This is a genomic window from Marinifilum breve (assembly GCF_003202155.1).
Taxonomy (GTDB): Bacteria; Bacteroidota; Bacteroidia; order Bacteroidales; family Marinifilaceae; genus Marinifilum; species Marinifilum breve.
On sequence record NZ_QFLI01000008.1, the window covers coordinates 119491 to 146462 of the forward strand.

At 35.7% G+C, this 26972-nt stretch carries 16 protein-coding genes; 7 read left to right on the forward strand and 9 right to left on the reverse strand.

Annotated elements, in window-relative coordinates; all coding sequences use genetic code 11:
- Positions 1-15: 15 nt before the first annotated feature.
- The gene (locus tag DF185_RS16810; RefSeq protein WP_110361924.1) at positions 16-3186 is read right to left on the reverse strand and encodes a SusC/RagA family TonB-linked outer membrane protein; all 3171 of its coding nucleotides are present in this window, start codon (positions 3184-3186) and stop codon (positions 16-18) included.
- Positions 3187-3548: 362 nt separating this feature from the next.
- On the opposite strand from DF185_RS16810, the gene DF185_RS16815 reads away from it, so the two are divergent.
- The 3 genes from DF185_RS16815 (at position 3549) to DF185_RS16825 (ending at position 6332) form a co-directional block, all read left to right on the forward strand.
- Positions 3549-5012 carry an aminoacyl-histidine dipeptidase gene (locus DF185_RS16815; RefSeq protein WP_110361925.1) on the forward strand — a complete coding sequence of 488 codons (1464 nt, stop codon included), beginning with the start codon at positions 3549-3551 and terminating at the stop codon, positions 5010-5012.
- 201 nt (positions 5013-5213) lie between these two features.
- Positions 5214-5993 (forward strand): HD domain-containing protein, encoded by a 780-nt coding sequence (locus DF185_RS16820; RefSeq protein ID WP_165836056.1) that lies wholly within the window; start codon positions 5214-5216, stop codon positions 5991-5993.
- A 114-nt stretch (positions 5994-6107) separates the two neighbouring features.
- The gene (locus DF185_RS16825) at positions 6108-6332 is read left to right on the forward strand and encodes a (2Fe-2S)-binding protein (protein WP_110361927.1); all 225 of its coding nucleotides are present in this window, start codon (positions 6108-6110) and stop codon (positions 6330-6332) included.
- A gap of 493 nt (positions 6333-6825) precedes the next feature.
- On the opposite strand, the gene DF185_RS16830 is transcribed toward DF185_RS16825, so the two are convergent.
- The 5 genes from DF185_RS16830 to mce all read right to left on the reverse strand — a co-directional run bounded on the left by DF185_RS16830 (position 6826) and on the right by mce (position 11366).
- Positions 6826-8460: a sodium ion-translocating decarboxylase subunit beta gene (locus DF185_RS16830; protein WP_243421786.1), complete on the reverse strand. Its 1635-nt coding sequence runs from the start codon at positions 8458-8460 to the stop codon at positions 6826-6828.
- 33 nt (positions 8461-8493) lie between these two features.
- The gene (locus DF185_RS16835) at positions 8494-8916 is read right to left on the reverse strand and encodes a biotin/lipoyl-containing protein (RefSeq protein WP_110361928.1); all 423 of its coding nucleotides are present in this window, start codon (positions 8914-8916) and stop codon (positions 8494-8496) included.
- A gap of 4 nt (positions 8917-8920) precedes the next feature.
- Positions 8921-9271: an OadG family protein gene (locus DF185_RS16840; RefSeq protein WP_243421787.1), complete on the reverse strand. Its 351-nt coding sequence runs from the start codon at positions 9269-9271 to the stop codon at positions 8921-8923.
- A gap of 11 nt (positions 9272-9282) precedes the next feature.
- Positions 9283-10839, reverse strand: coding sequence for an acyl-CoA carboxylase subunit beta (locus DF185_RS16845; RefSeq protein WP_110361929.1), 1557 nt, complete (start codon positions 10837-10839; stop codon positions 9283-9285).
- 122 nt (positions 10840-10961) lie between these two features.
- The gene (mce, locus tag DF185_RS16850) at positions 10962-11366 is read right to left on the reverse strand and encodes a methylmalonyl-CoA epimerase (protein WP_110361930.1); all 405 of its coding nucleotides are present in this window, start codon (positions 11364-11366) and stop codon (positions 10962-10964) included.
- 512 nt (positions 11367-11878) lie between these two features.
- Between mce and purL the strand changes: the two genes are divergently transcribed.
- Positions 11879-15568: a phosphoribosylformylglycinamidine synthase gene (gene purL, locus DF185_RS16855; protein WP_110361931.1), complete on the forward strand. Its 3690-nt coding sequence runs from the start codon at positions 11879-11881 to the stop codon at positions 15566-15568.
- Positions 15569-15738: 170 nt separating this feature from the next.
- Here purL and DF185_RS16860 read toward each other — a convergent pair whose 3' ends face one another.
- Complete coding sequence (locus tag DF185_RS16860; RefSeq protein WP_110361932.1) at positions 15739-19476, reverse strand: T9SS type A sorting domain-containing protein; 3738 nt, start codon at positions 19474-19476, stop codon at positions 15739-15741.
- A 44-nt stretch (positions 19477-19520) separates the two neighbouring features.
- Positions 19521-19952 (reverse strand): hypothetical protein, encoded by a 432-nt coding sequence (locus DF185_RS16865; RefSeq protein ID WP_110361933.1) that lies wholly within the window; start codon positions 19950-19952, stop codon positions 19521-19523.
- Between the two features lie 324 nt (positions 19953-20276).
- Between DF185_RS16865 and DF185_RS16870 the strand changes: the two genes are divergently transcribed.
- The 3 genes from DF185_RS16870 (at position 20277) to DF185_RS16880 (ending at position 25021) form a co-directional block, all read left to right on the forward strand.
- Positions 20277-20669 carry a hypothetical protein gene (locus DF185_RS16870; protein WP_110361934.1) on the forward strand — a complete coding sequence of 131 codons (393 nt, stop codon included), beginning with the start codon at positions 20277-20279 and terminating at the stop codon, positions 20667-20669.
- A gap of 130 nt (positions 20670-20799) precedes the next feature.
- Complete coding sequence (locus DF185_RS16875) at positions 20800-23946, forward strand: PKD domain-containing protein (protein WP_110361935.1); 3147 nt, start codon at positions 20800-20802, stop codon at positions 23944-23946.
- 703 nt (positions 23947-24649) lie between these two features.
- A complete protein-coding gene (locus DF185_RS16880; RefSeq protein WP_110361936.1) occupies positions 24650-25021 on the forward strand; it encodes a helix-turn-helix domain-containing protein in 372 nt (123 codons plus the stop codon).
- Between the two features lie 72 nt (positions 25022-25093).
- Here the strand turns inward: DF185_RS16880 and DF185_RS16885 are convergent, their stop codons facing one another.
- Entirely contained in the window at positions 25094-26905 is a 1812-nt protein-coding gene (locus DF185_RS16885) for a glycoside hydrolase family 15 protein (protein ID WP_110361937.1), read from the reverse strand.
- Positions 26906-26972 lie beyond the last annotated feature (67 nt).

Genomic DNA, 26972 nt, shown 5'->3' on the forward strand with positions numbered 1-26972 from the left:
TAATCTTGTTAACTATTAAAACGATAAGTTAATACCACCAGAAATTGTTCTAATTGGTGTATAGCGAGCAGTAGTAGCAGCTGTAAAACTTTGACGAGGATCTAATCCTTTTCTGCTAGACCATAATGCAACATTATCAGCAGCTACATATACGCGAAGTTTTTCAACTCTAAGTTTTTTAACAAGCTCTTGAGGCAATGTATAACCTAAAGTAATGTTGTTTAAACTTAAATAATCCGAACTAGTAATAAATCTAGTAGATGTAGAACTCGCATACTTATCATTAGCATTCAAACGAGGCACATCAGTTTTCGTATTTTCAGGAGTCCAAGCATTGTAAATATCTTTATGCCAATTTGTACCAGCAGAACTACCTGTTCCACTATGCATTAGACGTCGGTAACCTGAGTCATAAATTTTTCCACCTAATTGGTAAGCACACTGAACTGAGGCATCAAAACCAAATGCATTAATAGTTGTCCCAAATCCACCATAAACAGTAGGTAGCAAATCATCGGTAGCCACTTTGAATTCTGTAGCAACTGAATAGTCATCTGTTTTTATTCTATTTCCTTCCTCATCTTCTGCCCAATATAAGGCTTTTCCATTGGTTTCATCAACACCAGCATAATCAACCAAGTACATACGATACATTGACTCTCCTTCAGAGTAAATTCTACTTCCATCAATTAACTCACCTTCAAGATCAGGATGTAATTCGTTAATCTTGTTCTTAAGGAAAGTCGCATTTCCATTGAAAGTCCAATCAATATCACTATTTTTAAAGATGGTATAAGATAAATCAATCTCTAAACCTGAATTGGTCAAAGAACCAATATTCATTGGAATAGAAGTATAACCCAAACTACCCGCAACAGGCTTATAGTACAACATATCTTGAGACTTTCGCCCAAAATATTCAAGTGTACCAACTAATTTATTATCTAATACTGCAAAATCAACACCAATATTATAAGATGTAGAAGTCTCCCATGTTATGTCTGGATTACCTTTGTAAGATAAAGATCCATCCGAAAATACTCCATCAGCACCAGTAACTTCATATTGGTCCATATATGCATAATAATTACCAATAGCATCATTTCCTTGCTCTCCGTAAGAACCTTTTAGTTTCAGCATATTAACCCAATCGATAGACTCCATAAATGACTCGTTAGAAAGAATCCAAGCTGCACTAGCTGAGTAGAAGTTACCCCAACGGTTATCAGGATGGAAGCGAGAAGATGCGTCACGACGGTAAGCTACATTAAAGAAATATGTATCATTATATGAATAATTCACTCGACCAAACATACCTTTGGTTGCATAGGTATCTTTTGCTCCACCACCTCTTAAGTTATCGATAGCATTGTTTACATAGTACAATTCAGGATTATAAAGATTTTGTCCCGTAGCATAAACATATTCTGTCTCGTATTCATAACCATCATAACCTGCTGTAATGTCAATTTGATGAATATCATTTACATCAAACTGATAGTTTGCTACATATTGCTGATTGAAACCTGTTGTTCTAGTCTGACTCTGATAAGCAGTACCTCCATAAGATGCACTTTGCCCCATATAAGCGTTACCCAAATCATTGTAACGAGTATTGTCAACATTTAATCCATAGCGAGCAGTAATAGTTAATCCATCAATTGGAGAAATCTCAGCAAACCAAGTTGAATTAACAATATCCATAACATAATCCGTATTGTTATAAGTTAAATCACCTGCAGGGTTAGCAATTGACATGAATGAACGGTCAAAATTTGTACTTACACCATCACCATAATCATAAACTTTACGACCTTTAATTGTTTGAATCTGCTTTGTCTCACCATCGCGAACATATAGTGGATAAATTGGAGCAATGTAGTTTGCAACAAAGAAAGCATTTCCACTAGAACTTGTAGATGTTTGTTCTCCTGGATAATCACTTGTAATATTGTTTATATTTACATTCGCTCCTACTTTTAACCAGTCTTTAACCTTATGCTCTCCTTTTACACGTCCTGAGAAACGCTCAAATCCAGAACCATCAATAACCCCTTTATCATCAAGGTAACCGAAAGAAACATAGTAAGTACTTTTATCGTTACCACCTGAAATAGATAAGTTATACTCTTGTCTTGTTTTGTTTTTGAAAGTTTCATCTTCCCAATTGTCTGGAGTATAATAATAATCACCATCACTATAACCTAATATTGCATTAGGATTTAGCTTACCATTAGCACCAATTAGTAATTCTCCATCAGGAATAGTGTAAACCTGATATCCAAGACCACCTTCAGTATCAGTAATAATTTTTGAGTTTGCATAAGTATTGGCTTGAGCTGGAGAATAGCCTAAATTATAGATCCCCGCATTGTAAATTGCCTTATATGCCGTTTCCATATAATTCTGAGGGCTTGTTAGTACCTCGTAATTCTCAATTGCACGAGAATTCACACCAACTTTCATATCAAAATTAACTCTTGCTTTACCAGCCTTTGCTTTTTTGGTTGTAATCATGATGATACCATTAGCACCACGAGCACCATACAAAGCAGTAGAAGCAGCATCTTTCAATACTGTCATAGATTCAATATCTGTTGAGCTGATAGAAGATAAGTCTCCATCAAAAGGAATTCCATCAACAACATATAATGGATTTGATCCGGCATTAATCGAACCAACACCACGTACACGAACAGTTGCTTCGGCACCTGGCTGACCATTATTGCTTAAAACCTGAACCCCAGCAACAGAACCTGACAATGCCTGAGAAACATTTGACACTTGACGCTTTTCAAGAACTTCCGCGTCCATTACGGCTGCAGATCCTGTAAAAGCTCCTTTAGTTGATGTACCATAAGCGGTTACAATAACTTCATCCATACCAATGGACTCAGATTCCAAAACAACATTAATTACAGTTTGATCTCCCACTGTAATCTCTTGGGTAACCATTCCTACAAAACTAAACATCAAAACATCCGATGGATCAGCTTTAAGGGAATATTTACCATCAATATCAGTACTAGCCCCAATAGTAGTACCTTTAATAACAACAGATACGCCTGGCATCCCCAGTCCGTCTTCGGCACTTGTTACAGTACCCGATATCTGTTTACTTTGTGCATTTACCATTTGCATACCTATTATAAATAGACATACAAACAGTCCAATCATTTTTTTCATAAAAAAAACTTTTTAGTTAGTAATTAAGTAAAGATTCTATCTGGTTAATGGTAATTTGAGATTATAAATATAATGCAATTATAGTTTTTAACAAATTTTAACAGACTTCTGAAACTATACAATCATATGACTTTTATCATATTTAGCATTTTTTCACTTTAAATAATTGAGAAAATTTAATGTTTAAAAAACTATAAATCATTTACAAACAAATTATATTTTACTTCTAAATTAGATTAGTTTTTTTTTTTACATTCAGAGAAAAAAAATATCGTTAATTAAAAAAAGACCAATTATTGAATTACAATTTGAGGAGATATTACAATTACTTATTCTTACATTTGAAAAAAATTTAAACAACAATGGAAAATATATTAAACAAATTAGAACCAAAGGAAGTTTGGAAACACTTTGAAGACATTTGTCAGGTTCCTCGCCCTTCTAAAAAGGAAGAACAAATAATTGAGTTTTTAATTGAATTTGGAAAGAATAACAAATTAGAAACGAAAAGAGATGAGATTGGTAATGTTTTAATTAAGAAACCTGCTACCCCTGGCAAAGAAAATCTTAAAACAGTGGTTCTCCAATCACATATGGATATGGTTTGTGAGAAAAACAATGATACAATTCACAATTTTGATACCGACCCAATCACTCCATGGATTGACAATGGATGGGTAAAAGCAAAAGGAACTACTCTCGGTGCTGATGATGGTATTGGTATGGCTGCAGAAATGGCTCTACTAACTTCTAATGATATTGAACATGGACCAATAGAATGTCTTTTTACTGTAGATGAAGAAACGGGCTTATCAGGTGCTTTCGCTCTACAACCAGGTTTTTTCGACGGTAAGATTTTATTGAATTTAGACTCAGAAGACGAAGGTGAGATTTTCATTGGATGTGCTGGAGGAATTGACACTTTAGCCAATATGGAGTATCAAAAAGAAGAGGTTCCTAACGGACATTTTGCCATTAGAATTGATGTTAAGGGATTGCTTGGTGGTCATTCTGGTGATGAAATTAATAAGGGACGAGGAAATTCGAATAAAATATTGAATCGATTTTTATGGCAAATCAATAAGAAATACCACATTCGAATTAACGAATTTAATGGAGGTAACTTAAGAAATGCAATTCCTCGTGAAGCATATGCAATTATTACTATCCCTTCGGAGTTTAAAGAAAATGTTAGAGCTGACTTGAACATTTACGCTGCAGAAATGGAGCATGTTTGGGAAATTTACGAACCTAAATTGAAGATCACATTAGAGTCTGTTGAAAAACCAGACTTTGTTATAGATGTAAATACCAGTAATAATTTAATGGATGCTATTTATGCATGTCCTCACGGAGTTTTCGCCATGAGTTCAAGAATGCCAGGTATGGTCGAAACATCAACTAATTTAGCTTCTATTAAATTTTCTAATGAAAATAAAATCCAAATCACAACTTCACAACGAAGTGATGTGGATAGCGAAAAATACAACATTGCCCAAATGGTTGGAAGTTCCTTAACTTTGGCAGGAGCTCAAATAGAACATACTGATGGTTATCCTGGCTGGGCGCCAAATCCTAATTCGGAAATTCTAACTGTTGCTGTAGATTCATATAAAAAACTTTTTGGGAAAGAGCCTATAGTAAGATCTATTCATGCAGGACTAGAGTGTGGTTTGTTTCTGGAAAAATATCCAGAAATGGATATGATTTCATTTGGACCGACTTTAAGAGATGTGCATTCTCCTGATGAAAAAATTAATATCGAAACTGTCGAGAAATTCTGGCTGCATTTGGTAGACATCATACAGAATATGCCAACAAACTAAGAAATAAAATAGATAATGCGATCAATAATTGGTCGCATTTTTTCTATCTCAAATCGTGAAAATTTAAGTATTAAACCAATGGATTTAGACTCTTGTCATGATACATGAACATTGGTCAAATCCTTATCAATTCTATTGTACAAATACTTTCCGCTTTTGTAGAAAAGATGTAGTTTTGCGTGCTATTTTAACACACACATCTTGAATCAAGAAATTTACCAAAATATAGAATCCTGGTTTGAAACATACTCAAACAGTTTTTCAAGCGAGAATGAAGAAATTCAATTGAATTTTGACCTTAAAAGAAATCATTCTTTTAATACAGTTGAGATCATTACTGAACTTTCATCAGAATGTGAATTAAATGATGAACAGTTATTAGTTTCTAAAACAATTGCTCTTCTGCATGATGTTGGAAGATTCGCACAATTATTGAAACACGAAACGTTCTCGGATAACGAACAGGATAATCATATCGATTTAGGAATCGATGTTTTAAAATCGGAAAATGTACTCGGAAAACTCGAGGAGGATACCGTTCAAATCATTTTCGAATGCATTCGCTATCACGATATCGACACACTACCTAAATCAGTAAATGAGGAAGCTTTAACATTTCTTAAGCTTCTAAGAGATGCTGATAGAATAGATATTCTTAATATTCTTTCAAAATACTATACGGAATATAAACCTGGCTCTAACAAAAGATTAGAACTAGAGTTAGCCGATAAACCAGAAATCTCAAAAATGGTTTATAAATCAGTAATGGACGAAAAAGTTGTTAGTAAAAAGGATGTTCTTACACTTAATGAACAAAAGCTTCATCAAATGTCATGGGTTTACGATTTAAACTTTAAAAAAAGCTTTAAAGTGGTAAGCGAAAAGAACTATCTAAAAAAGATCTACGAGTCTTTGCCCAAAAAAGATGAAGTTATAGATATGTACAGACAGGTGAAAATATATCTGGAAAACAACTTATAATCAAGCTCGCCACATCTCTATTTAGATTAATTTTAAATTAATTGCTTTATTTCTCTGATTTAAATCGAAGAATATATATATTTACATCAGAATTATATATTAATACAGATTAACATGAGAGACATAGTTTGCAACTGTCAAATGGTAGACAGAGACACAATAGATAAAGCAATTCACGATAAAAATGCCACTACAATAGAAGAAATTAGACGATACACTGGAGCCAATACAGGATGCGGAAAGTGCATGTCGTATATCAATAGTATTTTAGACGTAGAAGTTCCTAAAATAGTCAAAAAGGAAGAAAATACACAAGGCAGTAGATTTAAACTATGGTAATATAAAGCTTCGATTTTCGAAGCTTTTTTTTTATTTATATAACTCAAATCCTATAAAATCAGAAACAGGAGAAACGAAAAAACATTATCATTTTCGCCTCTCCCATTAAAACCATTTTTACATCTGATATAATTAGTTGTTATAAATATATAACAACCAATCAATATAAAAAAATCAGATATTTAAAATATCAAAACCTTCTGAAAGGCGCGCGAAGAGCGCCTCATTATAGCTATGGAAGGGTAATACAGGCTATGGAAGGCTTTTTGAGGCTATGGATGTATCGATTGAGGCTATGGAAAGTAAAATCGAGGCTATGGACGGGTCAAACTTGCGCAGGAAAAAATTCTTTAGGCTATGGGGAGTGTTATTTAGGCTATGGAGTAGTAAAAATCAAGAAGGAAGTGCTTTAAACGCCCAAGAGTATTGAGAAACAAAAAAAGGACTGTCGATTACTCAACAGTCCTTGCTATATAGATTTTTTAACGTTTCACTACATTAAGAAACTCAACAAAATACCAGCACCTACTGCCGAACCAATTACTCCAGATACGTTAGGAGCCATTGCATGCATCAATAAGTGATTAGATGGATCGTTTTGTAATCCCATGTTCTGAACTACACGAGCACTATCTGGTACAGCTGATACACCTGCAGCACCAATCATTGGGTTGATAGGACGATCTTTTGGTGAGAAAAAGTTCATGATTTTAGCGAAAATCACACCACCAGCAGTTGCTACGATAAATGAAGCAGCACCAAGACCGAAAATCATGATAGAATCAGCAGTTAAGAATACGTCAGCCTGAGTAGAAGCACCAACAGTAACACCCAACAAAATTGTAATGGTGTTGATTAATGCATTACTTGCAGTATCTGCCAAACGGTTAGTAACAGTTGATTCTTTTAACAAGTTACCGAAGAATAACATACCCAATAGAGGTAGAGCTGTTGGCGAAATGTATGCAGTTAACAACAAACCTACAATAGGGAAGATAATCTTCTCAAGACGAGTTACTGCACGCGGTGGCTTCATCTTAATCTTTCTTTCCTTCTTAGTTGTAAGCAAGTTGATAATTGGAGGCTGAATCACTGGCACCAATGCCATATATGAATAAGCCGCAATCGCAATAGGACCGATCAGGTTCTTCACAGTTTCACCATTGGCCATTACGTTCATACCGTTCGCCAATTTCGATGAAAGGAAGATAGCAGTTGGACCATCAGCACCACCAATAATACCAATTGCACCCGCTTCTGGTGGAGCAAATCCTAACCAAAGAGCACCTAGGAAAGTAGCAAAAATACCAACCTGAGCTGCTGCTCCCAATACCATCAATCTTGGATTTGAGATCAACGATGAGAAGTCGGTCATTGCACCAATTCCCAAGAAAATCAGAGGTGGATACCATCCATTCACAACACCGGAATAGAGAATATTCATTACTGAACCTGGCTCATAAATACCCAACTTCAAGTTGAAATCAACCGCCTGGAACATTGGAATATTACCAATAATGATACCAGTACCGATAGGAATCAATAGTAATGGTTCGTAATCATATCTAATTGCTAAGAATATGAAAACCAATCCGATTAACACCATTAACAGGTTACCGCCTGTAACGTTTGCAAATCCGGTAAATTCATAAAAGTTTTTCAACCCGACTACCGCACTTGAATTGTGCTCACTATCTAATACTGGGTTTCCGAAGTTTAGAAAGTCGCCTTCAATTTTTGCATTTCGTTCAGCAATTTGTAGAACTTCTGAAGTTGTAACATATGCATTTGAACCTGAATTAGGGTCAGTATTCTTATGCAAGTGAGTAACTTTTTTAGGATTAAAGGTCATTGTTAAGTTAGTACCATTTAGCACCCAATGTCCAGTAAATCTCTGCTTAATAGAGTCCATTGTAAAGGTATTATCCTTCTTGAACTCGATAGTTTTGTAACGTTTTACCGTTGTTTTCGATTCACCAATAGGATTTGGAATATAACCATCAGCATGGTTAACCCATTTTCCGCTTGTTAGTTTAGCTGTTGTATCCCCTTGATCTTGAGCAATAGAGTTTATTGCAAACCCCATTATCAAAATCATCGAGAATACCAATGTATAAAGTTTTCTCATTGTGTCAGTTCTTTGACTTTAAATTCAAAAATGTTATGCAATTTCAACAAGAACATCGTCCTGAAGTACGCTCTCGCCTACTGCAACCTTAACGGCCTTAACAGTACCTCCTTTTTCAGCCATAACATTGTTTTCCATCTTCATTGCTTCCATTACCAACAAAGTATCACCTGGGTTAATGGTATCACCAACAGCAACGTTGATTTTAATAATGCTACCTGGAAGTGGAGCCTTAACAGCAGTTGCACCAGCACCACCTTTTTGAATTTTTCCTTCGCCTGGCTTGTTAATAACAGGCTTACGAACTAGTGTAGGAGTTTTAGTTGCTTTTTCTTCAACGTGTACATCTACATCATAGCTAGTTCCGTTCACTTCAATTTTGGCATTCGATCCTTCAAAATCCTTGATTTCAACATCGTATTCCTGCCCTCTTATCGTAAATTTGAACTTCTTCATTTTTTTATCTTGGTTGATTATTTACCCCATAAATCTTAGAACTCCATGGAGAATAATTCTTAGTAACTTTTTTAATTGTGATGATATTGCTTTCTTCATCGTGCAATTGATTGAAGTGCATATGCAAAGCCATTGCGATAGCTGCATTCACGTTTCCTTCAACTGTTAAATCATCAACTTCTGCGCAAGGCTTACCTTCCTTTACAAGCTTCTTTCTTAAATTAAGCTGTAGAAGTTTAGGCAAATTGGTAAAAACAATAACCAAAAGTACCAATGCAACAAATACAATTGAGTACCCTACTAACGCTACTGTCCATCCTCCTTGACTTCCTATAGATAATAAATTCATCATCATAGTGCTATTTTTTACAATGGAATATTAGAGTGCTTCTTAGGTGGATTCACCAATTTCTTAGTCTGTAGAGACTGGAATGCGCGAATCACACGGAAACGAGTATTTCTTGGCTCAATTACATCATCAATGTAACCGTAAGAAGCAGCATTGTAAGGATTAGCAAATGCTTCGTTGTACTCAACTTCTTTTTCTTCAATGAACTTCACTTTTTCATCATCGTTCAGTTCAGCAAGCTTTCTACCGTGAAGTACTTCAATCGCACCCTTAGCACCCATAACTGCAATTTCAGCAGTTGGCCAAGCATAGTTCAAATCACCACGAAGTTGCTTAGAAGACATTACATCGTGAGCTCCACCGTAAGATTTTCTAAGAGTAATAGTTACTTTTGGTACCGTAGCTTCTCCGTAAGCAAACATTAATTTCGCTCCGTGAGTAATGATACCACCGAATTCTTGTCCTGATCCAGGTAGGAATCCAGGAACATCAACCAATGTTAAAATTGGAATATTGAAACAGTCACAGAAACGGATAAATCTAGCCGCTTTTCTTGACGATTCAATATCAAGAACACCAGCAAGGAAGTTTGGTTGGTTAGCAACCACACCAACTGACATTCCACCCATACGAGTAAAACCAACGATGATATTCTTAGCATAGTGACGGTGAACCTCCAAGAATTCTGCATCGTCAGCAATTGCATAAATAACATCCTTCATATCGTAAGGCATGTTAGGATTGTCAGGAATAATTTCATTAAGAACGTCCTCCATTCTATCAATAGGGTCGTTACTTGCTATAATTGGAGCTTCTTCCAAGTTGTTTGAAGGCATGTAAGATAACAACTTACGGATAATAGCAATACCTTCTTCCTCATCTTCCAACATGAAGTGAGAAACACCTGATTTAGAAGCATGCATTTTTGCACCACCAAGATCCTCTACTGTAATATCTTCACCTGTTACAGTTTTTACAACTTTAGGACCAGTAACGAACATATATGATTTCTCTTCAGTCATCATGATGAAGTCAGTTAATGCTGGAGAATACACAGCGCCACCTGCACAAGGACCGAAAATTGCAGAAATCTGAGGAATAACACCAGAAGCAAGAATATTTCTTTCGAAAATTTCAGCGTATCCTGCCAAAGCAGTAACACCTTCCTGAATACGAGCTCCACCTGAATCATTCAAACCGATAACTGGTGCACCCATCTTCATTGCCATATCCATGATCTTGCAAATCTTCTGTGCAAAGGTTTCCGATAATGAACCTCCAAATACAGTAAAATCTTGAGAGAATACAAATACCAATCGTCCATCGATTGTACCTTGTCCTGTAACAACACCATCTCCTAAGAACTTGGTTTTTTCCATACCAAAGTTAGTACAACGGTGAGTTACGAACATGTCGAATTCCTCAAAACTTCCTTCATCAAGAAGCATGTCGATTCTTTCGCGGGCTGTATACTTACCTTTCTTGTGTTGAGATTCGATTCTTTTCTCACCTCCACCAAGCTTAGCCTCTGCTCTTAAATCAATTAGTTTTTTAATCTTATCCTGACTAGCCATAACTTTTATTGAGTTATTATTTTAACGTGAGTTCGACCTAAAATTCCATCCTTAGAAATTTATTTCGAGCTCACGTTAATTAGTATATTATAATTATTGAGTTTTTATGTAATTATGAGTTTTTATTTTTCACCACAAAGCTCTGTCAATACTCTCATGGTTGATTTTGGATGTAAGAATCCAATCTTCAAACCTTCAGCACCGCCACGAGGAGCTTTATCGATTACTTGGCAACCAGCTTCCTGAACATCATTCAATGCTTCTTGTACATCTTCAACAGCAAAAGCCAAATGGTGCATACCACCTCCTGTTTTCTCTACAAATTTTCCGATTGGTCCTTCAGGATCTGTAGACTCCAACAACTCGATCTTTACGTCTCCAACTTTAAAAAAAGCAGTCTTCACCTTCTGATCAACAACTTCTTCAATTGCGTAACACTCCAATCCCAATACTTTTTCATAAAATGGAATTGCTTCTTCTAAGCTTTTTACAGCGATACCGATATGTTCAATATGCGTTGGTTTCATACTAGTTAATTTTTAAAAATTTATTTTGGACAAAAATATCTAATCAAAAAATTTTGGTCAATGATCTTGAACATTATTAAAGTTGTTCTTCAACATATTCTTGATTTACGGCCAAAAAGCTATTTACTTATTGAATTTCAATAAAATAACATTTTAATTCGAGTATTACGGTAACGATTTCATATATTTTTTTCGAAAACCTTTGCAGAATTAAATCGTCATTTTGAATTGCACTCCAAAGGAAGATGTTTTTTTCAAATTAAATGACAAAAATTTTACTATTACAAAACATATCTCTGCAGCATATAAAAGAGCTAAAACTCCGCTTCTATATTGACAATTTATTATGCGAGAACACCTATAATATTTATTTGCATTCCTATCGAAAAATTATTCTTGATTATTCATTTAAATCAGCATATAAATAAAAGCGATAATGCAAGTCTTTTATTTATATTTGCACTTTGAAACAACATTCAACCAATTTTATAAATTTATAAGTTGACTTTAAGATGATTTTATTCTTCAAAAAAGACGAAGTACACTTTGTTGTTCAGGCAACAAACCAATTGAATGGATTAGATCTTAACAAGCTATCGTGGCTGTTTGGTAATGCAGAAAAATTAGATCAAGATACACTTGATGGAATTTTTGTGGGTCCAAGAAAAGAAATGATTACTCCTTGGAGTACAAACGCTGTGGAAATCACTCAAAACATGGGAATTGATGGTTTGCTAAGAATAGAGCAATACATTCTTGTTGATTCCGACAAAGCTGATTTTGACCCTATGCTTCAGTCGATGTACAAAGGCCTAGATCAGGAAGTTTACACAATTGACAAGCAACCAGATCCAATTGTTTACATTGATAATATTGAAGAATACAATCAGCAAGAAGGGTTAGCCTTAAGTGCTGATGAAATCTCTTATTTGAATGATGTTTCAGAAAAAATTGGAAGAAAATTAACAGATTCTGAGGTATTTGGTTTTTCTCAAGTAAACTCAGAACACTGTCGACATAAAATCTTTAATGGTACCTTTATTATAGATGGAGAAGAAAAAGAATCTTCTTTATTCCAATTAATAAAAAAGACATCAAAAGAAAACCACAATAGAATTGTATCTGCATATAAAGACAATTGTGCTTTCCTTGGTGGACCAAAAGCTGAGCAATTTGCTCCTTACTCACACGACAAAGCAGATTTTTTCTATACAAAGGATATTGAAACTGTAATCTCGCTTAAAGCAGAAACTCACAACTTCCCAACAACAGTAGAGCCATTCAATGGTGCTGCAACAGGTACAGGTGGTGAAATTCGTGATAGAATTGCAGGTGGTAAAGCATCAATTCCAATGGCTGGAACTGCTGTTTACATGACTTCATACCCAAGATTGGAAGCTTCCCGCAAATGGGAAAGCGCTACTGAAGCAAGAGAATGGTTGTACCAAACCCCTGAAGAAATCTTAATTAAGGCATCAAATGGTGCTTCTGATTTTGGTAACAAATTCGGTCAGCCTTTAATTGTAGGTTCTGTTCTTACTTTCGAACATTTTGAGAACAATAAAAAGTATGGTTACGACAAGGTAATTATGCAGGCTGGTGGTATTGGTTATGGCCGTCTGGAACAAGCACAGAAAGATGTTCCTGAAAAAGGAGATAAAGTGGTTCTTCTTGGTGGTGATAACTACCGCATTGGAATGGGTGGTGGAGCCGTTTCTTCGGTTGCTACCGGTGAGTTCGACAACTCTATTGAGCTGAATGCTGTTCAGCGTTCAAACCCTGAAATGCAGAAGCGTGTATGTAATGCAATTCGTGCAATGGCTGAAGCTGATGAGAATCCAATCATTTCTATCCACGACCACGGTGCAGGTGGACACTTGAACTGTCTTTCTGAGTTGGTTGAGGAAACCGGAGGTAAGATTGATTTGAATGCGCTTCCAGTTGGAGATCCTACCCTATCTGCTAAAGAAATTGTAGGTAACGAATCTCAGGAGAGAATGGGATTGGTAATGAAGGAAAAAGACGTTGAGCTTTTGACTAAGATTGCCGAAAGAGAAAGAGCTCCTATCTATCAGATTGGTGAAACAACTGGTGATATGAGATTTACTTTTGAAGATAAAAAGACAGGTGAAAATCCTATTGATCTTGGTCTTTCTGAAATGTTTGGTAAACCACCAAAAACAATCATGAACGACAAGACAGTAAACGAAGGATTCGAAGCTGTTTCATATGATATTAATAAGTTCGAAGAATATTTAGAAGATGTTCTTCAGTTAGAGGCTGTAGCCTGTAAGGATTGGTTGACAAACAAAGTTGACCGTTCGGTAACAGGTAAAATTGCAATGCAGCAATGTGCTGGCCCTCTACAATTGCCATTGAATAACCTCGGTGCTGTTGCCATCGATTTCCAGGGCGAAAAAGGGATTGCAACTTCTATTGGACACACTCCTGTAGCTGCTTTGGTTGATTCTAAAAATGGTAGCCGTTTGTCGGTTGCAGAATCATTAACCAATATGGTATGGGCGCCAATCGAAAAAGGATTGAAAGGAATTTCGCTTTCTGCGAACTGGATGTGGCCATGTAAAAACGAAGGCGAAGATGCTCGTTTGTACAATGCAGTTCAATCGATCAGTGATTTTGCAATCAAATTGGGAATCAATATTCCAACTGGTAAAGACTCACTTTCCATGACTCAAAAATATGGACAAGATGATGTTGTTTACTCTCCAGGAACCGTTATCATTTCAACTGTAGGTGAGATTATCGATATCAAAAAGATGATTTCCCCGGTAATGAAAAATGATGCAAACTCTCACTTGGTATATCTTGATTTCTCTAAAGATAATTTCCAATTGGGTGGCAGTAGTTTTGCTCAAATCGTTAACAAACTAGGTAAGCAAACTCCTGATGTTACTGATGCTGACTACTTCGTGAAAGCATTCGAGACTTTACAACAATTGATACTTGATGGAAAAGTATTGGCTGGTCACGATATTTCTGCCGGTGGTATGATTACTGCTCTATTAGAAATGTGTTTTGCTGATAACAAGCTAGGTGCAAACATCGACTTAAACTCAATTGAAGAGCAAGACTTAATTAAAGTACTTTTCAGTGAGAATCCAGGTGTTATCTTCCAGGTAAAAGACAAGGATGCTGTTAGCAAAATTCTTGCTGATTCAGGCCTTCGTTTCCACTTCATTGGTTCTCCTGCAGAGGCTGGAACTCTTAAGCTTACTAAAGATGAGCAATCATTCAACTTAGATATTACAAGCCTTCGTGACCTTTGGTACAAGACTTCTTACCTATTGGATCGAAACCAGTCAGGTAAAGATCTTGCCTTGGAAAGATTCGAAAGCTACAAGAAAAACGAGTTGACTTACAAGTTCCCAGAGAACTTCATAGGAAAATTCGCTCAATATGGTATCGATCCGAAGAGAAAAGACAAATCAGGCGTTAAAGCTGCTATCATCCGTGAAAAGGGTGTGAATGGCGATAGAGAGATGGCCTGGATCATGCACCTTGCAGGTATGGATGTGAAAGATGTTCACATGACAGACTTGATTGCTGGTCGTGAAGATTTAAGCGATGTAAACATGATTGTATTTGTTGGTGGTTTCTCTAACTCAGATGTTCTTGGATCGGCAAAAGGTTGGGCCGGAGCATTCCTTTACAATGAGAAAGCAAAAGCTGCTTTGGATAACTTCTACAGCAGACCTGATACTTTAAGTTTAGGTGTATGTAACGGTTGTCAGCTAATTTCTGAACTTGAATTGATCTACCCAGAACACGAAAAACATCCTAAGTTAATCCACAATGAGTCACACAAATTCGAATCTGGCTTCGTAAGTGTAGAAGTTCCTGAAAATAATTCTGTAATGCTATCAAGCTTAGAAGGAAGTAGAATGGGGATTTGGATTGCTCATGGTGAAGGTAAGTTCGAACTACCATATGCAGAAGAAGAATACAATATTCCAATGAAGTATGCATACGATCAGTATCCTGCGAATCCAAATGGTTCACCATTTGCTACAGCAGCAATTTCTTCAAAAGATGGTCGTCATTTGGCGATGATGCCTCACTTAGAGCGTGCTACTTATCCTTGGAACTGGGCATACTATAATGAAAACCGCATGGAAGATGAATTGACTCCTTGGGTTGAAGCATTTGTAAATGCTAAGAACTGGATTATTGAAAACAAATAATCTTATCTAAGATATAATTATAAAGCCTCTGCAATTGCAGGGGCTTTTTTTATTCAATCAATAAAACATGTACAATGAAATCCTTCATATATCTTCAAAACTCAATACAAAAAAAAGCCTCAGGTGAATATTACCTGAGGCTAAATTTATTGTAAGTTATCTTTAAAACACTATCGAACTACTTGAATCTTTCCTGAATAAAATTCATCTCCAGCTTTTACTCTTACTATATACAAACCAGCTTCTAAAGATTGAATTCTAATCGTATTTTCTCCAGCATTAGTATCTTGCTTCGAAAACACTTTCTTACCACTTAGATCGAAGATTTCAATTGCAAAATCTTTAGCTGCATTTCCTAATGCAAGTTTAAACTCACCTCTACAAGGATTAGGATACATTTTAAACTCCTTAGTGGCTTCTTCAAGAACATCGTCAATTCCTGTAGCAATAATATCCACTTCCTGCGAATTAGATTTAAAAGGAGTATCAAATAAATATCCTATTACATAAACAGTGTAAAGCCCCGACTCTTCAGCATTAATATTGTAATAAAGAGTACCACGTGATGAATTAATAACTGTTTTATATAGATCATCATTCACATAAACTTCAAGCTTATCGTAATTTACAGGAGTTTCAACCCTTAAATCTAAATTGTTATCTCCATCAAAATCCAAGGATGTTACTTCAGGTAATTTATCCTTTATTTCAAATTCTTTTTCACTTGATTTAAATGGTTCGTCTGATATATAACCTATAACATAAGCACTATACACTCCTGACTCACTAACAGTAACAGAATATGACTGCTCTCCCTTTTCTGGAGTCTCAATTGTTTGATCTAAGTTATCATTAATATAGATTTCAATCTTTTGATAGTCAACTTTTACATTCATGTTAAGATTAACAACTTTATCTTTAACCTCTACCATTTCAGTAATTACCGGAATTCTATCAATTTCAGGAATATCTACACTCCAAACACCTCTACCATGAGTCGCAAGAACAACTTGATTTCCTACCACCTGCATATCGTAAATTGAAACCGGTGGTAAATTCCCTTCTAGCATATGCCATGAAACACCATCGTCATTTGACTCAAAAACTCCAATTTCAGTTCCTGCCCACAAAGTTTTTGTATCATGCGGCATTACCAACATACAATGAGTTACTACATCAGGAAATCCATTTGCACTTACAGTACCTGATGCACCAAAACCTGTAATATCTTCCCAAGTTTGACCTAGATCCTTTGTCCTAAGTATTTTTGGAGCCTTACTTAAAGAGTACATTAAATAAGCTGTATTGGGGTCACTTGGATGTGTAGAAAGACCACTTATATAGGTTACCATATCTCTCTCTGAATAGGCATTTACCCCTTTAAAAGTTTCTCCCTCATCTTGAGAAACAAAAATTTTATAACTACCACTTTGAGTCATAGCTGCACCACCCCAAACAATTTTTGGATCAGCCATGGATACCTCTACATTGTGCTGACTGGTTACTCCTTTCCATGCAGCATCAATATTCTTGAGAGTCCAATTCGCACCAAAGTCATTTGATTTATAAACTCCATCTTTAGCTACTGCAAAAACAACGTCAGGATTTCCTTTAGAAGCTGATAGTTTGGTTAAAAAAGGACCATCTTCTTCGGTTATTCCTGCTACCGAAGACCAATTTTTACCTCCATTTAATGACTTATAAATTGCATTATAATATATACTACCAAGCAATTTATTTGGATCTTCACTATGCCATAAACATTCAAAACCATCTCCACCCAAACGGAAAAAGTATTTAGTAGTTGAAGAAGCATCTTCTCCAACCGCAGATTGCCAAGTTCCATTGTCTTGCATTCCTCCTATATACTCATTAGCATTAGGATTTTTAGCAACACCATAAAATTGAGTGGTTATATAATTATTAGGCTTTTGTGTAAATGTTTTTCCATTATCTTCTGATACCCCAATACCTCCATCATTACCATTTACGATACGGAAGTTCTCTCCATCCATCGGAATTATAGTAATATTATGGTGGTCTGGATGTAAACCTGGAATTTTTGTATCTCCGAACCCAGCACCTTGATCATAACCATTTGAACCTCCATAATTGCCATAAGCATCAGCAACACTGGTTTTCTTACCATCGAACACTTCTACACCGCCATACTCAATAATAATTTTCGAATTAGGAAGGTTTGCATCATCCCAGGTTGCACCAGATTTTAGCTCAGGCCAAATCATATAAAGAGCCTTTTGTATATGACCTCCATTTACTGCAACGCTGGCATCAGCTTCATTTGCATTGTATTCAATTGCATTAATATATAGATATTCTCTACCTAAATCACCATATGCGTCACTTTCCCCATTTCGAGTATATAGATTAAACTTTCCATCTTTCTCTTGATCTCGGAAAGAAACCATCAATTGCTTATTATTAGTAACATCCCATACCTCAAAAGGAACGTCTACATAATCTACATAAGTATATTCTGCATCATTCACCCCAGAAGTTTTCTTATCAGGAACAGTAAAGCGATGCGCTTTCTGGCTTAATCCAGGACCAAATCTAACCTCTACCGAGGTCCAATCTGTTGATAATACATTAGATCCTATATCCGTTTTTAAACCGCCGTCCAAATGACTTCCTCCGAAATTTACAAATGATAGAAAGTCTGTATTTTCGGTATAAGCAGATTTAACTGCAGGATTTAATTCCGATGGTGTCTTGTTAAAAGCAAGCTGCCACATATCAACACCAGCTACAAATACTACACTATCAATAAATGGATGAGCCGCTATGGTATTGTCATATCCTCCTTGTCCTCCAAGGAAGTTTTGATCATCGTTATACTTTGACCAATTGTTTGCATTATCTTTAGATAAGAATACATGTGATTCTTTACTTGAGATATTTACACTTGTATAAACAAAATTTCTATCAACAGGAGAAACTGCTACTTCGTAACGAGTGCCTGCAGAAAGCCCTTTTGAAAATACTTTCCAACTATCACCTCCATCAATCGTACGCAAAACTCCTTTTCCATTTTCTCCTGCAAAAATTGTATCTCTTGCTTCTGGAAATGCAGATAAATCCTCAACTCCACCGGCACTCTCATAAACCTGATTCCAAGTAGTACCACCATCAACCGATTTAAAAATTCCCATTTCTGTTGCTGCAATAACAATGTTTGCATCAATTGGGCTCACAAATAGACGGTTAATGTATCCAAATTTCTCATCTGTTGCAGTACTTGCCAATTGACTCCAACTTTCACCTCTATCTTCTGATTTCCAAATCCCATTTCCCAAATTCTGAGCACTTCCAGGAAAACTCTCGCCCGTACCAGCGTATATAATATTATGATTTGACTTAGCCATTACTAATGCATTCACTGACAAATTCGTCAAATCATTCGATAAGTTAGTCCAGTTTTCTGCTCCATCAGTAGTCTTCCAGATACCTCCCGTTGCACTTCCTGCAAACCAAGTATTCTTATTTGAGTCATCAGGATCAACGATTATGGCACGTGTACGTCCTCCAACATTGGCTGGCCCTCTCGATATAAAGTTCAATTTAGTTTCTGAACTCTTAACTTTCAATCGAAATTTACGAGCTTTCTGAAGTTCTTTTGTTTTGTAATTCATTTCATAGCCAGACTCTTCCTCTCCCATTCGAGTTGTAATAGCCTTAAAGTACTTGCTATACATATCAGGTTTGTCCGCCTTACTATAGCCTACTTTTCTTTTTGCCTTTTTTTTCTGAAACTGATTTTGCCAGAACTCTTCAGGCGTAAAATCATTACTCGAGAATTGTTTTTTATCCTGCCTAATGTACTTCGTTACCGCAAGTATCGATAAAACAATTAGTCCACCCGCAAGTAGATAATAAAATTTCTTCATAAACTTTTAAAGTTAGTTAGTGATTTGGTTATTAATTTAATTAGTTAATTCTTTTCTCTTATGTCAGTTATTTTTTTCTTTGTTATCAAATCAAACACATAGGCCCATTTCCCTGTATCCTCAGGATTTGTTATATATCCTCTCTGTTTGGTTATTAAAAGTTGTTTTTCATTATGCCACTCAACCTTCGCATTGGCAATCTTATCTTCATAAATAATAGCTCCTTTGGTAATATCATATACAAAAAACTCTTTTAGCTGATTTGGATTAGGTTGTAATTTTGAATTCATCTTTTCGCAAATCACATATTTTTTGTCAAGATTAAATTTAAACTCTACCTCTTCCCCATATTTCTCTTTAGCAACCTGCTGATAAGTTGATTGTTGATTTTTTGTCATTTTTTTACTTGATTGATTCTTCGTTGCACAACCGGAGAATAGCATTACCAATATTATATTTAAAATTAGAGTTCTCATAGGTGTATTTTAGATAAGATTTTAATTCAACTAAACTTTGACATTATGTCGTTACTAATAATCATGTTTTTTTAGGGGAAATAAATATAATAACATTAAAGGATATATAAAATTTTCATAAAACAATATATACGCGAAATAAATTTTATCCATTTCTATCACTCTTTTATTTGGACATTAAAACCATCTCTTCCTTGTATATAATCGAATTAATATATCATGTTCTTCTCATCTAAAATCTATGTTAATCAACATTTAAGAATATCTATCCAAAAAATGCAATCTTTTTTGTAACTTATATCGAATCAGTCAAATAAATCAGTTATGAAGAACGTATATTATATTTTTTTATTTATAATCTTTCTTTCTGGATGCAATACTTCTAAACCTATTGCGAATTCAGAAAAAACCTCTCCTAAATCCAACCCGGAAAAAAAAGACAAAACTCATCAACAAATTGCACCAGCTACTTGTTACTTATCAGTTACTGATGTTGAATTATTTATTGATAGCAGTTCCATAAAAGCTAAAGTTTTAAAAATTCATGGATATGGTGCTGGATTCTCAACTTCTTTTCATGTAAATCAAGAAATTGAGTTAAAAGTATCAGATAAACACTTAAAAGAAATTAGAAATCACCAAACCATTTCATGTGTCATTTCACAAGTTACTGGCATGAACAACAAATCATTCTTAAAACTTATTGAACTCAAATAGAATTCTTGTAATAAAGACAATTTTATTCTCCTCTCACACTAATGCAAACAATCTCTTTTGCTGGGTAATACTAAAATTAAAAAATTGAACTGCACCTAATTGTTTGAGTGCTGAACAAACACTGTATACAATGAAGAATTTGTTAATTATTATAGCGATCTCTATACTCAGTTGTACTGTATTTGCAGAAAACAAAAAAAAGAAGAAGGAAGAAAAAGTACAAAACATTGTCATTACCGAGGAAACATTCCAAAATATTACAAACAGAAATGTAAACAAAAGCAAGCTTTCTAAAATTGCTGATCGCAGAGCGGGGAAATACAATTTTGCTGATGACCCCATAAGAAGACAAGAGTTTGAATTCAATCAGCTTAAGAATCCAATTACGGGTAAAATTCCCAACAACATTAAACTACTGGAAAAAAAATATGTTCTTTCTGCAAAATCAAAATTACAAAGCAATTTAAAAGCTGATGAAGTGAGTTATCAAATAAGTGGCCCACGCAATGTTGGAGGTAGAACAAGAGCTTTGGCAGTTGACAATAGCAACCCATCTGGTAATACAATATTGGCAGGCGGAGTTACCGGAGGAATGTGGAAATCAACTAACAGAGGTGTTTCCTGGACCAGAACAACAGACTTGGACGAACACCCAAGCGTTACAGCCATTGCTCAAGATCCAAGAACTGGTTCACAAAACATTTGGTACTATACTACGGGAGAATACTTGGGGAGCGCAAGCGAAGATGGAGCATTCTACGCTGGAAACGGAATATTTAAGTCTACAAATAATGGCGATACCTGGGATCTTTTACCTAGTACTGCCGAAAATACTTTTGCCTCCTTCGATCGTTTTTTCGACATCTGCTGGAATATATGCGTAGATCCAAACAATGGAGATGTTTATGCTGCTACTTATGGTGCAATTTATATTTCAAAGAATCAAGGAACCACATGGACTCGCGAAATAGAATCTTTTAATTCTACCGATCCAAATTATGCGGCTTACACCGATGTAATTTGCACTTCTGATGGAACAAAATATGCCAGTATTAGTTCAGGAGGAGATAAAAATGGAGGTATCTGGCGAAAAGATAGTGGAGCTACTACTTGGGAGAATATAAACCCAGAAGGATTTCCTTCGTCCTATGATAGAATTGTATTGGCTCACGCTCCAAGCAATACAAGCAAGGATATTGTATACATACTAGCACGAACAAGCGGAGATGGATTTCAAGATCATAGTTTTTGGAAATTGACTTATGATTCTAGTGAACCAAGCCCTGCAAATTGGGTCGATCGTTCTCAAAATTTACCTGACAGAGGTGAAGGTGATCGCGACGTAAATGGTTACAGCTCACAAAACTCATATAATATGGTGATTGCGGTATCGCCAACCAACGAGAATGTTGTATTTATTGGTGGAACTAACCTGTTTCGTTCCGACGATGCTTTTGCCACAAAGGCTTCTCCTGTTAGCGATGGCATTACAAATAATTCAAACACTTATTGGATTGGTGGATATTCCACAGAAAATGATGTGAGTCAATACGACAATCATCATGCTGATTTACATGCATTAGCTTTTATTGATGACAATACCCTTCTATGTGGTCATGATGGAGGTATTAGCATTACCAATAACTTTATGCAGACCAATGATTCTGGAATTGAAGATGACAATGAAAACACACCAGAAAACAATAAACCTGTAGACTGGGAATTGCTAAACAATGGATACTTAACCACACAATCATACACCATTGCAATTGATCATGACAATGTGGACAGAACCACCCTCATATCAGGATTTCAAGACAATGGAACATGGATTGCAGATAATGCAAATGTAACAACCGATTGGATAAGGTGGGGATCGGGAGATGGCAGTTTCTGTAGCATAAACAACAATGGCAATACAATTATCTCCTCATCGCAAAATGGAACAACATACCTAGAAGACAATGTATATGATGAAGACAATTATTACTTTACAAGAGTGGATCCTGAAGGTGCAGAAGGACAATTATTCATTAATCCATTTGTAATTGATGCCAACAATCACAAACTAATGTATTACGCCGCAGGCCAATTTATTTGGAGAAATCTTAACATCTTCGAAATTCCAAAACTAAGCAACGATAAAGCGACAGTAAATTGGGAGAAATTAGATATTTCGGAGGTTACTGGAACAGTTAGTGCACTTACCACTTCTACCTACCCTGCAAATACGCTGTACTATGGAACTAGTAATGGAAAAGTATACAGAATTGACAAAGCCAATTCAAGCGAGGCAGAAAGAGTAGATATTACAGATTCCAATATGCCTGAGGGCAATGTGATATCCATAGCGGTAAATCCTTTAAACGCTGATGAAGTAATGGTGGCATTCTCCAATTACAAAATAGAAAGCATCTATCATTCTACCGATAAAGGAGATAGTTGGACAGCAATTAGTGGAAATCTGGAAGAAAATGGAAATCCTGATGGTGATGGTCCTTCGGTTCGTTCGGTATCCATTATGCCAACACCTACCGCAAGCCTTTATTTTGCAGGAACAAGTACCGGTCTTTACAAAACTGATAACTTAAATGCGAACTCAACAATTTGGGCGCAAGAAGCCAATAATTTAATTGGAACAACAATATCAGCAATGGTTAAAAGTCGACGCGATGGTTTTGTTGCCATAGGAACACATGGCAATGGCGCGTTTACCGGCAACATTGATTTTAGCGGTTCTGCCCCACAAGCTCTCATCGGAATTGAAAACAGCCAACTCCAAGCAGGTGAAAGCACCAATTTTATTAGCCGATCAATTGGTGATGGAATCAACAGTTGGAATTGGAATTTTGAAGGAGGAACTCCAGCAAATTCCACAGAGAAAAATCCAACAGACATCAGCTATAATCAGGAAGGAACCTATAGCGTTAGTCTTACGGTTGCCAATGCCGCTGGAGAAGACACACAAACCATTACAACTGCCATAAATGTAGGAGGTCAGCCTGTTGGTATTGATGACGACATTGCAAACAATGCGATTGAAGATTTACGAATCTATCCTAACCCTATGGTGGATCAAAGCAAGTTGGAATTTCCAAATCAAAGCAACCAGAAGTACCGATTAATTGTGGTTGATGCCAGTGGCAAAGTAGTACGCATAATCGAAAATATAACAGGAAACAATGTAACCATTAATCGTGAGCAATTGAAACCAGGGGTTCATATCATTAAATTGCAAGGAGAACAGATTTATAAAGGAAAACTTCTGGTAAAATAAACCATAGCTAATCATATCGTAATAGAAGAGCTTGTTGACATTCGGCAAGCTCTTTTTATTTACCCGTGTTCGACGAAAGAGAGATTCATTAAATCTCTGACAATCTATATTGTTATGGGTTCAAAGTTTAAGGAAAAAGCTGTTAACTATTGGCTTAAAAAAGGTAATCTCAGCAATTTACGAACTATCAAAGGCCAATAGCTTTTATTTTTCATAAGCATACATACTTATTTTGCAGAAACTTACAGAGCAGTACTTAAAATCAAACTCGCGTTAATAATAAAAGATGAACTCCACATGAAATTCGTCACCCTTTGCTCTAATTTGAAGTGGAAATCTTCAATGATTAAGTTCGTAAGCTCTTCATTATAGCTATGCTTGGTATTTCCTAAATGAAATTTCATAATCTAGTAGGTATTTTTCATATTTTACTAAGTTATTTTCTAATTATATATTGGATTTTTCACATTTGAATTGATATTTTTCATAGAGTTATTTAAATTTTTCATATATACTATAGTTATTTTAAATCTCACACTGTTTCTTTCCATAATTTACTTAGCTTTTTACATATTCTATATTCAATTTTAAACACATATGAAGTAATATTTAATTATTTTACATTGTTTTGATATTGATTTTACTAAATACATCCTTTATCTTTATGGAAACAGGCTATTGTATCATTTAAATAGTAGACAAAATGTCCAAATTTAAGGCCAGAGTACCTATTGATATTCAAAAGAAGATCCGAAAATATCTTTCGGACAAACGTCTCCCGGTTAGCTTCCTGGCCAGAGACCTTCATATTAGTTCTATATCGCTACATCAACAGCTACATCGTAACACCATGCAGGTAGATCGCTTGTGGAGCATTTGTAAAGCCTTAAAATGGAATATCTTTCAGGAGATTGCTGATCGTTTAGAAAAGGAAATTCATGGAGAACAGGCAAAAGCCAAAGACATCGAACATCAGGATGTAAAGGAAGAAGTAAGTCAACTAAAAAAGACAATTGAGTTGCTCGAAAATGAAAATAAAACTTTAAAAGAGGTAATTACATTGTTAAAGAGCTAAATATTTTAAAACAAAACAGCATCAAGTAATTGCCTTTACCTGATGCTGTTTATTCAATAGGTTCGATATCATTTAACTCGTTAACTGATCGAGTAAATTATCCTCATCATCAATATTAACATTTGAAAAGTTGAGGGCCGTTTCTACAATGGCCAAATGCGAATAGGCCTGTGGAAAGTTCCCTAACATGCGCTTGGTCGCAAAATCGATATCTTCAGCGAACAATCCCAAATGATTCGAATAAGTCAGGAGCTTCTCGAATTTTTCCCTTGCCTCTTTTTTCTTTCCAATTTTGAACAAACTATTAATCATCCAAAACGAACAAATGGTAAAGGCAGATTTTGGCGTACCGAAATCATCCTGGTTCTTGTAACGATACATTAAACCATCGTGCTCCAATTCTTTTTGAATGGTAAGAACCGTTGATTTAAATTTAGGATCCTTCGCATCGATAAACCCGTAAGTTTCCATTAACAAAACCGATGCATCCATATCTTCCGATCCGTAATATTGAGTGAACGCTTTTTTCTCTCTGCTCCAAGCTTTCTTCAAAATATCATCCTTAACCGAATGTCTTAGCACCTTCCATTTTCCCACATAATAATCGCGCTTGAGCAAGCTGGCAATTTTAACCGCACGATCGAAAGCCACCCAGCACATTACTTTGCTAAAGGTGAAATGCAAACTTCTTCCTCGGATTTCCCAAATTCCTCTGTCTGGTTTTTTCCAGTTTGCTTCAACAACTTTAACTATACTTCTAACAATGGTCCAAAGTTCCTCACTATGTTCCAAGGAATTCTCAAAAGTTTCAAATTGCTGATGAATCAGATCCAGCAAAATGCCATAAATATCATTTTGCTTTTGCTTGTATGCTGCATTCCCAACTCGCACTGGCTTCGAATTTTCATATCCCGAAAGGTGTTCCAATTCATATTCCGTTAGCTTCTTTTCACAATTAATTCCATACATGATTTGAATCTTTTCATTCTTTTCAGGTAAGATATCCATGATGAATTTCAAATAACGCTTGGCAACATTGTAGTGCCCCAATTGAGTAAGAATCTTTACCACCATAGAGCCATCGCGGATCCAGCAAAAGCGGTAATCCCAGTTGCGCACCTCTCCTATGGTTTCCGGAAGCGAAGTTGTAAGAGCTGCCAATACAGCCCCACTTTTCTGATAACTCAGCAATTTCAACACCAAGGCACTTCGGGTAACTTGTTCGTTGTATTCAGGCAACAATTTGGTCTTCTCGCTCCAGTTTAGCCAGTAAGTCTTGGTTCTTTGTAGCTTTAAATAAACCCGTTCAATGTCCTGCTCCAATAATTTCTGATTGTAACTGATCAGGCAAAATTCATTTTTCTCCAAACTTATTACTTCACCATCTAGAATCGCTTTGTTATCAAAACTTGAATACAAATAAAGAGAATCGTAATTGCCTTTTGTTGTAAATGATTTTATAAATCCTTCTTCGGAAATAATATTTTCAGTTTGATTTCTAGCATAGTCCAGTTTCGGATCATATTTAAGCCTAAAAGTTGGCTTTCCATATACCAACCTAAAAAATCGAATCACATCAGGCGGTGCGTAATATTCTTTATTATCGGTAAGAAACCTTGGCATAAAATCCAATACCTCAAAAACGCCATCCACGCATTCAAATCTTGTTTTTAGGATATTGGTTTTAGATCGGTATTCTTGTTTTATTTCTAATAAATTTTCTGGAATAATCTCAAAACTCCCTCCTATCTCCTGGTCTAAAATCTTAGCAAATGCCGATGAAGAGTCGAATTGAGGCAAACAAACCCAATCCAACGATCCTTTTTCTGATATTAAAGCCGCACTCCGACAATTACCTATTACTCCATAATTTAAATTCTTCATAAAAAATCACTATTTTAGAGCTTAACAAAATATGATCCGCCAAGCCACTTTTTGTTTTGACAGATCT

What these genes read in the sequence shown, in the direction of transcription:
- DF185_RS16875 (WP_110361935.1), top strand. Translation starts at nt 20,800, where the DNA reads ATGAAGAATTTGTTAATTATTATAGCGATCTCTATACTCAGTTGTACT.
- DF185_RS16830 (WP_243421786.1), bottom strand. Translation starts at nt 8,460, where the DNA reads ATGAGAAAACTTTATACATTGGTATTCTCGATGATTTTGATAATGGGG.
- mce (WP_110361930.1), bottom strand. Translation starts at nt 11,366, where the DNA reads ATGAAACCAACGCATATTGAACATATCGGTATCGCTGTAAAAAGCTTA.
- DF185_RS16840 (WP_243421787.1), bottom strand. Translation starts at nt 9,271, where the DNA reads ATGATGATGAATTTATTATCTATAGGAAGTCAAGGAGGATGGACAGTA.
- DF185_RS16885 (WP_110361937.1), bottom strand. Translation starts at nt 26,905, where the DNA reads ATGAAGAATTTAAATTATGGAGTAATAGGTAATTGTCGGAGTGCGGCT.
- DF185_RS16845 (WP_110361929.1), bottom strand. Translation starts at nt 10,839, where the DNA reads ATGGCTAGTCAGGATAAGATTAAAAAACTAATTGATTTAAGAGCAGAG.
- DF185_RS16880 (WP_110361936.1), top strand. Translation starts at nt 24,650, where the DNA reads ATGTCCAAATTTAAGGCCAGAGTACCTATTGATATTCAAAAGAAGATC.
- DF185_RS16810 (WP_110361924.1), bottom strand. Translation starts at nt 3,186, where the DNA reads ATGAAAAAAATGATTGGACTGTTTGTATGTCTATTTATAATAGGTATG.
- DF185_RS16865 (WP_110361933.1), bottom strand. Translation starts at nt 19,952, where the DNA reads ATGAGAACTCTAATTTTAAATATAATATTGGTAATGCTATTCTCCGGT.
- DF185_RS16835 (WP_110361928.1), bottom strand. Translation starts at nt 8,916, where the DNA reads ATGAAGAAGTTCAAATTTACGATAAGAGGGCAGGAATACGATGTTGAA.
- DF185_RS16815 (WP_110361925.1), top strand. Translation starts at nt 3,549, where the DNA reads ATGGAAAATATATTAAACAAATTAGAACCAAAGGAAGTTTGGAAACAC.
- DF185_RS16860 (WP_110361932.1), bottom strand. Translation starts at nt 19,476, where the DNA reads ATGAAGAAATTTTATTATCTACTTGCGGGTGGACTAATTGTTTTATCG.
- DF185_RS16825 (WP_110361927.1), top strand. Translation starts at nt 6,108, where the DNA reads ATGAGAGACATAGTTTGCAACTGTCAAATGGTAGACAGAGACACAATA.
- DF185_RS16870 (WP_110361934.1), top strand. Translation starts at nt 20,277, where the DNA reads ATGAAGAACGTATATTATATTTTTTTATTTATAATCTTTCTTTCTGGA.
- purL (WP_110361931.1), top strand. Translation starts at nt 11,879, where the DNA reads ATGATTTTATTCTTCAAAAAAGACGAAGTACACTTTGTTGTTCAGGCA.